General features: G+C 44.5%; 12 protein-coding genes. 6 read left to right on the forward strand and 6 right to left on the reverse strand.

The annotated features are described in order from the left end of the window. Both ACNPNW_RS00510 and ACNPNW_RS00515 read left to right on the forward strand, forming a co-directional pair. Positions 1 to 192, forward strand: a 192-nt coding sequence (locus tag ACNPNW_RS00510; RefSeq protein ID WP_448766380.1) for a hypothetical protein, incomplete at its 5' end; no start/stop codon positions are given. A gap of 151 nt (positions 193 to 343) precedes the next feature. Continuing rightward, positions 344 to 988 (forward strand): hypothetical protein, encoded by a 645-nt coding sequence (locus ACNPNW_RS00515; protein WP_420937615.1) that lies wholly within the window; start codon positions 344 to 346, stop codon positions 986 to 988. A 15-nt stretch (positions 989 to 1003) separates the two neighbouring features. On the opposite strand, the gene ACNPNW_RS00520 is transcribed toward ACNPNW_RS00515, so the two are convergent. After that, positions 1004 to 2191: an MFS transporter gene (locus ACNPNW_RS00520; protein ID WP_420937616.1), complete on the reverse strand. Its 1188-nt coding sequence runs from the start codon at positions 2189 to 2191 to the stop codon at positions 1004 to 1006. 222 nt (positions 2192 to 2413) lie between these two features. Here ACNPNW_RS00520 and ACNPNW_RS00525 point away from each other — a divergent pair. The 4 genes from ACNPNW_RS00525 (at position 2414) to ACNPNW_RS00540 (ending at position 6959) form a co-directional block, all read left to right on the forward strand. Continuing rightward, positions 2414 to 3227, forward strand: a protein-coding gene (locus ACNPNW_RS00525; protein WP_420937617.1) for an IS5 family transposase whose coding sequence is annotated in 2 segments (ribosomal slippage) — positions 2414 to 2800 and positions 2802 to 3227 — 813 coding nt in all. Because the reading frame shifts where the segments join, the coding sequence is not laid out codon by codon here. A gap of 820 nt (positions 3228 to 4047) precedes the next feature. Beyond that, positions 4048 to 5175 carry a Re/Si-specific NAD(P)(+) transhydrogenase subunit alpha gene (locus tag ACNPNW_RS00530; RefSeq protein WP_311204535.1) on the forward strand — a complete coding sequence of 376 codons (1128 nt, stop codon included), beginning with the start codon at positions 4048 to 4050 and terminating at the stop codon, positions 5173 to 5175. Between the two features lie 11 nt (positions 5176 to 5186). Beyond that, positions 5187 to 5510 carry a proton-translocating transhydrogenase family protein gene (locus ACNPNW_RS00535; protein WP_004281642.1) on the forward strand — a complete coding sequence of 108 codons (324 nt, stop codon included), beginning with the start codon at positions 5187 to 5189 and terminating at the stop codon, positions 5508 to 5510. Positions 5511 to 5513: 3 nt separating this feature from the next. Next, a complete protein-coding gene (locus tag ACNPNW_RS00540) occupies positions 5514 to 6959 on the forward strand; it encodes an NAD(P)(+) transhydrogenase (Re/Si-specific) subunit beta (RefSeq protein WP_420937618.1) in 1446 nt (481 codons plus the stop codon). A 267-nt stretch (positions 6960 to 7226) separates the two neighbouring features. Here ACNPNW_RS00540 and rsfS read toward each other — a convergent pair whose 3' ends face one another. The 5 genes from rsfS to ACNPNW_RS00565 form a co-directional block, all read right to left on the reverse strand. Further along, positions 7227 to 7634, reverse strand: a complete 408-nt coding sequence (rsfS, locus tag ACNPNW_RS00545; protein WP_004645144.1) for a ribosome silencing factor — start codon at positions 7632 to 7634, stop codon at positions 7227 to 7229. Positions 7635 to 7715: 81 nt separating this feature from the next. Continuing rightward, entirely contained in the window at positions 7716 to 8504 is a 789-nt protein-coding gene (locus tag ACNPNW_RS00550; protein ID WP_005101810.1) for a hydroxypyruvate isomerase family protein, read from the reverse strand. A 39-nt stretch (positions 8505 to 8543) separates the two neighbouring features. Continuing rightward, positions 8544 to 9413: an NAD(P)-dependent oxidoreductase gene (locus ACNPNW_RS00555; protein WP_420937619.1), complete on the reverse strand. Its 870-nt coding sequence runs from the start codon at positions 9411 to 9413 to the stop codon at positions 8544 to 8546. Positions 9414 to 9449: 36 nt separating this feature from the next. Next, positions 9450 to 10238, reverse strand: a complete 789-nt coding sequence (locus ACNPNW_RS00560) for a crotonase/enoyl-CoA hydratase family protein (protein ID WP_448766381.1) — start codon at positions 10236 to 10238, stop codon at positions 9450 to 9452. 101 nt (positions 10239 to 10339) lie between these two features. After that, entirely contained in the window at positions 10340 to 13147 is a 2808-nt protein-coding gene (locus tag ACNPNW_RS00565) for a GacS-like sensor histidine kinase (protein ID WP_448766382.1), read from the reverse strand. Between the last annotated feature and the right edge of the window lie 298 nt (positions 13148 to 13445).

Genomic DNA, 13445 nt, shown 5'->3' on the forward strand with positions numbered 1-13445 from the left:
CCAATCCATCATTGGCGCAACACTGATTCGTGGTTGAAGTTTATTTTCAATGGTGGTCAGATCAGTCATTCAAAATCACGCCTTAACGAAATGGAAGAAAGAAGAAGCAATTCATGCGATCACTCAGCTATTGGTTTTTGGCTTAAACTGGATCGGCTGACGTCGCAAAAAGAGGGCGTAATACTAGCATAAAATCAGAAAAACCACTCGGCGAACTTAAACCAAGCCAATAAATCCAGGGAATGAAACAAGAAATAAAATTGGAATTCCCAGTCAGGTTGGAATGGTATATTTTGATAGGAGAAAGATGAAGATAAAAATGCTAGAAATAAGGAGAATAATCATGTTGTTATTGGAGGAAATTTATAAAAGCCATAAAGCACAAAATTCGGCACATTTTAATCTAAGAATTCATCGGGGCTTAGGCTGGTTTAAAAAATCGCTAGACCTGGATCAGGATCTGGATTTTAAGTTTATCAGCCTGTGGATCAGCTTTCAGGCGATTTATGCAGATGATAGTGATCAGGTTCAAGATCAGAGCAAGCTGCAGCAGTTTCTGGAAACACTCTGCCAAAAGGATCTGGATCAGAAAATTAATCATATTCTCTGGGAAAAATATAACCAGCCGATCTGCTCACTCTTGGCCAATCCCTATGTGGAACAAAGCTTTTGGGATTATCGTCATCAAAAAATTAGTCTGGAAAGCTGTCAAGCTGATCTGGAAGCACAGAAACAGAATATAGAGAATGCTTTAAAAGAACGAAATTCTATCGAAATTTTAGCTGGAATATTTCAGCGTTTATCTACCTTGCACCATCAGATAATGCAGGGTGGCGCCACGTATCACAGCTCTCTGAATTATAAATCATTAGAGGAGAGCTGCCGGATCCTGGCAGCCTTATTGCCGGTTTTTATCTGTATTTTATTGGAAAATTCACAAACTCTTGATCTGAATAAGCCTTATTATCCGGCGGCGCAAGTCAGCTAAATATAGTCAAAATACTTATGCAGTTGTCCGGGCCTGATACCATTGATCCAGCAGGGCAAATAAGGTAGCGCACAAAGCTAGCCCAAGTCCTGCCATACAGGTCATGCTCCAGCCACCGTGATGCCAGGCATAAACCCCTAAGGCTGAACCACAGGCACCGCCAATAAAATACAAGGTCATATACAGTGAATTGACCCGTGATTTGGCATCCGGGCGCAGGCGGAAAATTACGTTCTGGTTACAGCTGTGCGTAATCGCGAGCCCAAGATTTATCAGCCCATAACCCAAAATATAACTCAGCAAAGACACTGCACCAAAATATAAAAACAGCCAGCTTCCCATCAGGATAGAACAGCCGATCCAGCTCAGCGTTTTGATATGGCCACGATCGGCCCATTTACCAATGAACTGCGTAGAAAGTGCGCCAAATACACCGACCAGCGTGACCAGTCCCACCATGACATCAGAAAGCTGAAAAGGTTCCTGCGTCAACAGCAGAGCGATGGTGGAGAACAACATACTCATGGCAGCAAAAGCACAGGCGCCAGTAAGTGAACGCAATACCAGACGTGGTTCCTGCTTGAGTAATATCCCCATAGATTTAAAAATTGCTGCATAGCTGATTCTCAGACGTGGCAGGCTCGGTAGTTTTCCTCTCAAATAAAAACTTAAGGCCAACATGCTTATGCCACTGAGGATATAAATCATTTTCCAGTGAAACAGGTCGGAAAGTAATCCGGCAATACTGGTCGAAAGTAGAATGCCAACCAGTAATCCGCTCATCAGGAAGCCCACCACTTCTCCAGTTTTTTCCGGTTTGACCGCCATGGTGGCCAAGGGAATCAGAATCTGTGCAGCTACGGAAAACAGTCCGGCAATGATAGTGCCGACCCAGAGCATTGGCAGATTCACTGCACTGGCACAAATAAATAAACCTGCTGCTGCACCCAGCATGAGGAAAGGGATCAGTTTGGTTTTATTCAGCATATCCCCTAAAGGCACAATAAAAAGCAGGCCCAGGGCATAAGAGATTTGAGCAAAAGTGACAGTAAGCGCCACTTGTGATTCAGGTACCTGATAATACTGCTGAATCGATGAAATCAGCGGCTGGCAATAATAGTTAGCGCCGGCACATAAGCCGCATGCAATCGCCATCAGCCATAATAAGGGCTTATTTTGACTAATATCGAGGGGCGTGTGCATAGGGCTAACCTTGTATTCAGACCGGAAGAATTGAAATGAGGAATAAGAATAATGTTCAAATTGAGGGCACTATAGGCCAGAAGTTCTCGCTTTAAAAGTAGAGAAATATTGCCAGCATTGAAAATTGTCAGCACTCAGGTAGCTTAAAGAAAGAAGTGCAATTTTAAATAGAAAATATGAGTAGATCTCTTGCGAAAGTAAAAAATTGTTTATACTAGCCTCATGAAATATGAAAATTTAACTCGATTTAATGATGGGGAATTTAAACGACTCGTTGGAGTTCCTCGTCCATTATTCTTAAAAATGGTATCGGTGTTACAACACGCTGAACTTGCCAAGAAAAAATCTGGAAGACCTCATTCGTTGTGTTTAGAGGATCAATTGTTGTTAACTTTAAATTACTTACGCTGTTATAGAACTCAAATTGAGTTATCCGCTGACTATAACCTAGCTGAAAGCAATGTGAATCGTACTATTCAAAAAGTTGAAAATGCTCTGATTCAATCACGGATTTTCGCATTGCCTAAAAGGAATCAAAAGTTTAGTGAGGGGGATTATGTGATCGTTGATGTCACTGAGTCACAGATTGAGCGTCCCAAAAAAACAAAGAAAATTCTATAGTGGTAAAAAGAAGAAACATACGCTAAAAACACAGGTCATTTTTAACCCAAGACTAAAGAAAATTGTAAGTATACAGGTCGAAAGTGGCAGAAAACATGATCTGACGATTGTGCGTAAGTATTTGAAGGAGATGATCATTTATCCTTGTATCATGGCAGATTTAGCCTATAAAGGATTTCATCAGATTAAGAGTAAGTTACTCATTCCAATCAAGAAACCTAAGAATTTATCATTACCCAAAATAGCAAAACAGATCAACCAAGAAATCAGTCGGCGTAGGATCACAATTGAACATATCAACGGCAAACTTAAATATTTTCGGATATTAACAGAACGCTATAGAAATAGACGGAAACGATTTGGTCTAAGAATGAATTTAATTGCTGGAATGGTGAACTGGACGCTCTTAAATTAACTTTCGCAAGAGATCTAGTGAATGTTTACAGAATTTTTTATCTTTTAATGATGGGGTTGCTTCATTAAAGCGCAGCTTGAGGTAAAAACAATAAAAAACGAGCACCAAGACCAAAAAAGTGGAATATTTACTCTATTTTATTGCGCAAATTTGGTGCGAAAATGGGATTTTCCATTTTAAATCAAGTTCAGTACATTAATATAATAAATAGTCATCCAGCTTTTTTTCTACCCTTTATCTGACTGTTTGAGACCTGAGTCTTATAAAATTTTAGCGATTACTTTTTGTCAGATCTATTAATTGTGTCTGATGAAGATCTGCTCAAAACAAATTCTATCATTTCATAAAATAAGATTTTAACATCTAAAACCAGTGCTCTTGCGTGAGTGCTAAATTTGTCAAAAAAGTCAAAACAAAAAAAACGGCGCAGCTAAAGGGCCGCTATCTATAGGGACTAGAGAAATTGAAAATCTACTTCTGAATCAAGAAATATAGCAATCATTGTCAGAATCATCAATGTAACAAAATAAATCAGAAATCTGCGCTTATTTACATCAGCAAAATCTGGATATTTCATTCAGCGGAATGAATATCGTTTATAAAAGCATCGAATATGAATAGCCGTTGAATTAAATGAATGTGTTATCACAGCATCATTTTTATGAATCATCAGTTCAAAATATAGGTATTTATTAAATAAATAGTAGGTGGTAATTTCAAACAGTTTGATTAGAATCCAAAAATTCAACAAGAACACATCCTGAGGGGAAGCATCGTTTACACGATGTTTACTTAAGAAAAATTAGCTTGAGGAACGCTCATGCAGATCGGAATTCCAGCCGAAACTGTTGTCGGTGAAAATCGCGTCGCTGCGACGCCAGAGACAGTAAAGAAATTGATCAGCGCAGGACATAGCGTGATTATCGAACGTGGTGCAGGTGTTAAAGCTGCCTATATCGATAGTGCCTATGAACAAGTTGGTGCCAAAATTACGGATGATGCCTATACCGGCAGTCAGTTGATTTTAAAAGTTCGTGCACCGAAAGGTGAGGAAATTCAAAAACTCAACCCGAACACCACTATCGTGGCAATGTTTGATCCTTACCGTAATACTGAGCTTGACCAATTCGCGGCACAAAACGTGTCTGCATTTGCATTGGAACTTTTGCCACGAACCTTGTCTCGTGCGCAGAACATGGATGTCTTGTCTTCTCAAGCCAACCTTGCAGGTTACAAGTCGGTGCTTTTGGCTGCGGCTGAATACCAGCGCATGTTCCCGATGCTGATGACTGCTGCGGGTACGGTTAAACCGGCTCGTGTGGTGATCATGGGTGTCGGCGTAGCGGGTCTGCAAGCGATTGCCACTGCAAAACGTTTAGGTGCCATCGTTGAAGCCACAGACTTGCGTCCAACTGCCAAAGATCAGGTTGAATCTCTGGGCGGTAAATGGTTAGACGTACCGATGTCTGCTGAAGAGCAGCAAAAAGCTGCAGATGCTGCCAAAAATGGTTATGGCTGGATGCCGGGTGAAGAATACATCCGCGATCAGGCTGCAATTGTTGATAAAGCGGTATCAAATGCTGACATCGTGATTACCACAGCGCTTTTACCGGGCCGTGATGCACCGCGTTTAATCCGTGCTGGAACAGTTGCGAAAATGAAACCGGGTTCAGTGATTCTGGACATGGCAGTAGAATCTGGCGGCAACGTCGAAGGTTCAAAATGTGGCGAAACAGTCCATACCGACAACGGCGTCAAAATTCTCGGCATTCCAAATATTCCGTCGACTGTATCAACTGAAGCCTCTGCTTTATACGCTCGTAACGTATTTAACTTCGTTGAAACACTATTTGATGCAGATAAGAATTTTGTCCTGAATCAAGAAGAAGAAATTCAAAAAGCCCTACTCGTCACTCATGGCGGCCAAGTGCTGCTGAAACGTGGTTAAGGAGAAGACTGATGGTTGAAACAATTACGATTTTTGTCCTTGCCATTTTCGTAGGTTACTACGTGGTGTGGGGTGTAACACCAGCATTGCATACGCCGTTGATGGCGGTCACCAATGCCTTGTCATCGATCATTATTGTCGGTGCAATGATTCAGACCGTTGGCCTGCCGGTGATCGGCGTTGAAGGTAGCGTGGATTTCCAGACCATTAACGTGGTGAGCGTACTTGGCGCGATTGCAGTATTTCTGGCCAGTATTAATATTTTCGGTGGCTTTGCAGTGACTGCACGTATGCTGGAAATGTTTAAACCTAAGCAAAAGAAAAAAGAGGGTTAATCCATGGAAATGATTCGAGAATATGCGGATTGGTTCTACCTGATTGGTGCCGTTCTTTTTATCCTGACGCTACGTGGTTTATCAGGTCCTAAAACTGCGATTGCCGGTAACCGTTACGGGATGATCGCGATGGCGATTGCGGTATTAACTACTTTCTTCGTTGCAGATAATCCTGTGGTCTGGATGATCATTGGTGCAATGGTACTGGGTGCAATCGTGGGGATTGCCCGTGCACGTACAGTTCCAATGACGCAGATGCCTGAAACTGTGGCGCTAATGCACTCATTGGTGGGTCTGGCTGCGGTCCTGATTGCTGTCGCTGCCATTATTCACAACAACAAATTGATTGAACTAGGTCCAGACCTGTTGGCTGCCAATGGTGTCAATTTCCATGAAATGAGCCGTGTTCATTTATTTGAACTGTTTGTGGGCTGTTTCGTGGGTGCGATTACCTTTACAGCATCAGTCTTTGCTTACGGTAAACTGGCTGCAAAGAAATGGGCAAAAACCATTTCAGGTGCATGGGTGAAACCGGTTCAGGCGATCATCTTTATTGCTATGTTAGGTTTTGGTGTTCACTTCTTCCTGACTGGCAATATGACCTCTTTCTGGGCGATGACAGGTCTTGCACTGGCATTTGGCTGGGTATGGATTGCACCAGTCGGTGGTGGTGATATGCCAGTGGTGGTATCGCTACTCAACTCATTCTCGGGTTGGGCAGCAGCTGGTATTGGTTTTACCCTAGAAAACAACATGCTGATTGTTGCAGGTTCACTGGTGGGTTCTTCAGGTGCGATTCTTTCTTACATCATGTGTAAAGCGATGAACCGTTCCATCATCAACGTTTTGTTTGGTGGTGCGATGGGCGGTGCAGCTGCGCCGATAGCAGGAGCAGGTGAACAGGTTCAACGTAATCACCGTTCAGGTTCGGCAGATGACGCAGGCTTCCTGATGTCAAATGCAGACAGCGTAGTGATTGTACCGGGTTATGGTATGGCGCAAGGCCGTGCCCAAAATGCGGTAAAAGAATTGGCTAACTTGCTGAAAGAGCAGGGTGTAACGGTTCGTTTTGCGATTCACCCTGTAGCAGGTCGTATGCCGGGTCATATGAACGTACTCCTTGCTGAAGCGGACGTACCGTATGAAGATATCCTGGAAATGGACGAGATCAACTCGGACTTCCCGGCAACAGATGTGGTGCTAGTCATTGGTGCGAACGACGTTGTGAACCCTGCGGCGAAAGATGATCCAACATCGCCAATTTATGGTATGCCAATTCTGGAAGCCCATAAGGCACGTACGATTATGGTGATCAAGCGTTCTATGGCAACCGGTTATGCGGGTCTGGACAATGACTTGTTCTATAATGACAAGACCATGATGATCTTTGGTGATGCCAAGAAAGTGGTGGAAGATATGACTAAAGCCATTAATGGTACGGGTCACTAATCATCTAAATCATTAGAATCCTCCTAAGTCCCCCTTTTAATAAAGGGGGATTTTTTATTTTATATCTTGGGAAAAGGATGATTGAGTGGTCATCGAACGTCTATGTTGATGATGAATTGATCCTAAAATACCAATCAAATCGGTGCATAAGACAAGATGGAAATTAAAAAATAGCGAACAGATTGAGTTGTATTAATGCTTATAAAGTTAGATGAACAGGCAATAAAAAAGCGACCTACACAGGTCGCTTTTTTGAATATTCGGTTTTTACGCTACAGAGTCAGTATCTGTAGGATTGCGCCATAAGCTTTCTAGGTCATAGAATTTACGCGCTGTTGGAAGCATACAATGAACCACCACATAACCAAGGTCGATGAGGATCCATTCAGCATCACGTTCGCCTTCAATACCAAGAGGGCGGAAGCCAGCTTTACGTGCTTCTTCAGCAACGTTATTGGCCAATGATTTGATGTGACGTGTCGATGTACCGCTTGCAATGACCATAGCATCAGCAACATTACTGATACCGCTGACATCAAGCTCAACAATTTCTTTTGCTTTTACATCTTCAAGTGCAGCATGTACGACTTTTAAGCAGTCCTGTACAGCTTGAGAATTTGAATTCATAGTAAGATCGTGAGAATTAGAAGCGCTGGGCGATGGTTCTAAATTCATGGGGAGTGTAATTTCCTAACAATTATGCATGGTCTAATATAGCGGTTTTAGTCCTGAATTTCAAATGAAGCCGCAGTCCACTCAGTCATGCTCCGGAAAGAACTCAGCTTTCCAGTCAAAGGAATCGTTGGAATGTCCGCTAGGTTTATACTCGGCAGCGACATAACCTTGATATTGACTATGTTTTAACCACTGAAATATATCATGATATTGAATTGAACCCGTATTGGGTTGATGCCGTCCCGGACAATCCGCAAATTGGATATGACCAATCGAGGCAATATTTTCTTGCAAAGTTTCTAAGACATCTTCGCCCATCATTGCCATGTGGTAACAGTCGTACTGCATTTTTAAGGCCGGATGATGTACCGCTTCCAGCATTTCCTGGGCTTGGGCAACATTTTGAATCAAAAAACGTGGCATATCGGTGCCATTGATCATTTCGAAGACCGGTTCAATTTGATGCTCAAGCAGCATTGAACAGGCCATTTTTAGGTTACTCGCCAGCGTATTCAGGCAGGGTAAAAGATCACAATCCCTAGGCTGTTTTCCTGCCAGAATGTTCACCCGAGGTACATTCAATGCGGTAGCATACTGGATGGCCTGCTCAACCGCATGACGAAACTCGATTTCCTGTCCTGGAATGCCAGCCAGACCATGACCACCCTGCATTAAATCACCTGCCGGCACATTAATCAGGCACAAGTTTAGCTGATGGGTGCTGAGCTGGTTTTGAATCTGGCCAATCGTAAGTTCATAAGGAAACTGGATTTCCACATGATTAAAGCCCTGTGCACGAGCCAGCGCGAAACGTTCGATCAGCGGCACTTCGGTAAAAATCATCGACAGGTTGACAGCAAGTTTAATCATGTCTTTCTCTTCAATATTCAGGGCTGTATAAATCAAGCGTTATGAGTGTTTCAGCTGCTGGATTACAGTGGCCAGATCTGCTTCGGCAAAGCCTTGAGCTTGATGAGCATGTAACTGCGTTAAAGCTTGAGTTGCGACCGGAACATCCAGATCAAAGCTTTGGGCCAGTTGCACGGCATTATTCAAATCTTTGGACAAGGTCTGTACTTTCCATTGCACCGGTTCAAAAGTTTGCGTGGCCATACGCGGTGCCAGAATCTGAAAAGGCTTGGAGTCGGCAAAACCACCTGCCAGCGCTGGTGCCAGTAAACGTGCATCCACTCCAGCAAGGCCAGCCAGAGCTACGGCTTCTGCAATCAGGGTACTATTGGCCGCAACAATCAGCTGATTACAGATTTTAGTCGCCTGACCGGTGCCGGTATCACCCATGCGGGTCACGCGCTGTGAAAGTACCGCATAGATCGGATCAAGATGTTCAATCGTTGCGGCATCACCACCGGCAAAAATCACCAGACTGCCTTGTTCGGCTCCAACTGTACCGCCTGAAACCGGAGAATCAATCCAGGTCACTTTCTTGGCCTGTGCTTGCGCGGCAAGTGTTTGAGTTTGTTGTACCGAAAGACTGGAAAAATCCACAATCACTTGCTCCGCAACCAAATACGGTTCGATCTGAGCAAAGATCGATTGCACTGCATGATCATCTGCCAGGCAGGTCAGAATCACCGGATAGTCGGCAATCTGGTCTAAAGATAGCGCAGTTGCCCCTAGATCCAGCAAGGGCTCACAGGCTGCTGGTGTGCGGTTCCAGACCGCCACCTGAAAACCTGCCTGAAGCAGACGCATAGCCATGCGAGTGCCCATCAGCCCCATCCCTAAAAAGGCAATTTTAGTATCGCGATTCAACAGCATACTTTGTTTTATTCCTTTCCTAGATTCAGACTGGGTTTATTTGTATTGGCGCGGTACAAACTGAACCTCTGGGTTTTTGTCCTTTTTACGGGCCAATTGACTGTTTTTACCCAGTAATAATTTCAGCTGCCATATTTTTTCCATACGCAAGGATTTATTTGGACGATGCTGCATGGCATCCAGTACAAATTTAGAGGCCATCAGCGCATCTGGAGAACGTTGCAGCATTTCTTCAGCCAAGGCTTGTGCTCTTCCTAGTGGCTGTTCATCGACATGGGTGATCAGACCGATTTCTTTGGCATATTCGCCCTCAAAAATCCGGGCAGTTAAGGTCAGCTCTTTGGCCAGATCAATACCAATCAGGCCTTTCAGGGAGCGGCTGAGTCCCATGTCTGGCACCAGTCCCCAACGTGTTTCCATGATCGACATTTTGGTGTCAGGATGGGCAATGCGGATATCTGCGGCCAGAGCAAGCTGCATCCCGGCACCAAAACAGAAGCCCTCCATTGCGGCAATCACCGGAACTGGTAATTCTTGCCAGACCAGAAATGCTTTTTGAAATAAGCTTTGACCAGGACGAATCAGTTCCCATGCGGCATAAGCACGATTTTTAGGATTATTTAAATCTGCCAGATCAATACCGGCACTAAAGACCTGGGCCTCGCCAGTTAAAATCACACAACGGATGCTTTTATCTTTTTTGATTTTCTGTGCAGTCGCGACCAGTTCGCGCAGCAGGGCAAAGCTCATGGCATTGCGTTTATCCGGACGATTCAGTGTAACAGTGGCAATGCCGTTATTTTTTTCCAAGCGCACGAGTGACATGGCATTCTTCCTTACTTTTCCTGGCTTGAGCATAGCATGCAGCCTTTAGGCTTGCATGACAGCTCAGTCACACTTCTTCAATCATAGATTGAGGAATGTTTTTAATTTAAATGCTGCTTGAGAATCTGCTGAGCAGCCTGTTCAACCTGTTCAACCGCGGCTTTGAGTTCATCAAAATATTTCAGCACGTCCTGAACAAAGTTTTCATCCGCCTTGCGGCGTTCTTTGCGCAGGGTTGAAACGAACTGTTCAAAGCCACCGGTGACTTTCTGCAAAGTCGGTGCACCGACATAGCGGGTCGCGCCATATAAACGATGCAGCACATGTTCCAGTTGTGGAAAATCTTCCAGTTCAATCAGTTGCTGCATTTCATCGAGTTCATCTGCAAAGCTGTCCACCAGCATGCGTAACAGGTCTACCGCCAGATCTTCTTTATTGGCTGCCAGTTGCAGGCTTTGCTGCCAGTCCAGAATATTTGGATCCAGTGCATCAATCACATTGGCGCGTTCCAGTACCGGAATCCGTTTAAAATGCTCGGTAGTCCAGTGCGTCAAAATTTGGATAATCTGCTCGATCTGGATCGGCTTGGTGACATAATCATCCATGCCGTTTTGCAGCAGTTTATGTTTTTCATCAGAAAGCGCATGTGCCGTCAGGGCAATAATCGGCAGTCGATTATGATTTTCAAAGGTCGATTCTAGCGAGCGAATGGCACGGGTGGTATCGATTCCGGACATGACTGGCATCTGAATGTCCATAAAGACCAGATCAAATGCCGGCTGTTCCTGTTCATAACGGCGCTGAATAATATCGATCGCTTCCTGCCCGCTGAGGGCTTTGGTTGTGGTGACATTGAGTTCGCCCAGTAAGGCTTCCAGAACAATCAGGTTCGGCAAATGATCATCCACGGCCAGAATATGCAGGCCTTGACCATTAAATTCTTCATGCTGTTCCTGATCGAAGACCGGCTGATTGCCGAGTAATTGAATCAGCGCGCTGCGGCTGAGTGGCTGATGCAGGGCACGGGCACGATGGTCGTTGAGCATGCTTGGATCCAGCTGCATCTGATAACCATAGACAGCCAGATGACCCTGATAACGTGAACGGATTTCGCGTAACAAGACCTCACTGTCACCACTATGATCGACGATCAGCCAGGTATTTTCGCTATTCTGTAAATGATTCAGACGGCTAAACAGATCCAGAATCGATGCACATTCAATGTGTTTGACCTGATAATTTTCCAGATAATGCCGCAGTACATTCGCAGTTGCCGGATGTGCAAGATAAGACACCACGGTCAATTCGCTAAAATCAGGATGCTCAATCACGGTATCTTCATCGACCAGGAACTGGGCAGTGAACCAGAAGGTCGAGCCTTTTTCGGTTGGGGCACGTTCCTGATTGTCTTCAAAGCCAATCTGGCCATGCATCAGGCTGACCAGCTGTTTGGAAATTGCCAGACCAAGACCGGTACCGCCAAACTGACGGGTTACCGAGGTATCACCCTGCGAGAAGGACTCAAACAGCTTTTTACGGTCGGTACCACTCAGGCCAATACCGCTGTCCTGCACACTAAAATGCAGGACACACTGATCCATCCCATCGTGTTCCATGCGTGCCCGGACAATGATTTCTCCATCCGGAGTGAACTTGATCGCATTGGAAATCAGGTTGGTCAGAATCTGTTTAAAACGTAATGCATCACCAATGATGTGTTTTGGCACACCGTCTGCATAATAGAAGGCCATATCAATATGTTTTTGTGCTGCCAATGGCGAGAGCATGTCCATCACATCAAAAATCGCTTCTTCCAGATCGAAAGGTGCAGTTTCTAATTCCAGTTTGCCGGCATCAATCTTGGAAAAATCCAGGACATCATTAATCAGTGCCAGCAAATGCGCCGAAGACTTACGAATGGTCTGCAAATACAGGCTCTGCTCGTTGCTGAGATTGCCCTGACGCAATAACAGATGAATAAAACCATCAATACTGTTCAGCGGGGTACGCAGTTCATGGGAAATATTGGCCAGAAACACCGACTTGGCCTGGTTGGCCGAGATCGCCTGGTCGCGTGCCTGACGATAGGTAATATTCTGGACTTCTAAAGTGTCGAGGGTGCGGCGTAAATCGTCTTCGGTCTGTTCGGTATGTTCACGCAGTTCCAGAAAGCTGAAATGCAAACGTTTCACCACATTGGCGATATCACGTTGCAATAAACGCAGCTCGCCGGTGCTGTTAATCACCATATGCTGGCCGAGGGTATCGGCATTCAGGCGTTGCAATTGCATGCGAATCTCATACATTGGGGCGATCCAGCGCCGTGAGTAGAAATTCAAGCAAAGTAATAACAATAATAAGGTCAGTAATCCGGTCGCAATCAGTACGATCAGTACCCGGTAACGGGCAATTGCTAGCGGCTGGTTATCCAGTTCGATCGCCAGCCAGCCGGTAGAAAAAGTGTTTTCATTCACTTTAATGGCATAGATATGATTATCTTGATGCAGAATCGGACCAACAAAATTGCCGCTTTTCTCAAATTCTGGCCAAGGCGCCTGTTCCTGAAAACCAATGCCCAAACGGCTCTTGCCATTTTCATCCAGAACTGCTGCCCGAACCAGATGCTTTTCATTCAGCATGTTCTGCATGGCGTTGTGAGCCTGGTCATATTGCCATGGATACAGATTCAAGATATCCAGTGCATATTCTGAGGTGCCTTGAAAACGGGTGAGAATCGCAATGGCCATCTGCTTCTGCTGGGCACGTGCGGCATTCGAGGTCTCAGTCAACACCAGCATGGCACCGACACAGGCCAAAATGGTAATCGGCACAAAAATCAGCGCAATCAGCTGTCCATAGGCATGATTTAAGTGTAGGCGTTTAAACAGCTTTTTGTTGATCGTTGACATGATTTAAGCAGTATTTTCTTTATGCCTGGCATATTAGCATGCTTTAAATCGACAGTTAAAATTTAAGCATAATTTTTATAAAGCTTCGGATTAGCAGTTAAAAATACAAGAGATTTCAGTTAATTTTGCTCAGGTACAGCAAGACTAAGACGCACGAAATTTCAATCTGTAAAAGTGCCAGACTGAAATAGTATTTTCATCTTCATTAGCGAGCTGCTTCACCTGGCTAAATTATCGGGAAATGTAGTTTATGGCTTGATAGTGTGTGAGTTTTAGTGAGTTTTCTGAAAAAGCCTTG

This window comes from Acinetobacter endophylla, assembly GCF_053543775.1.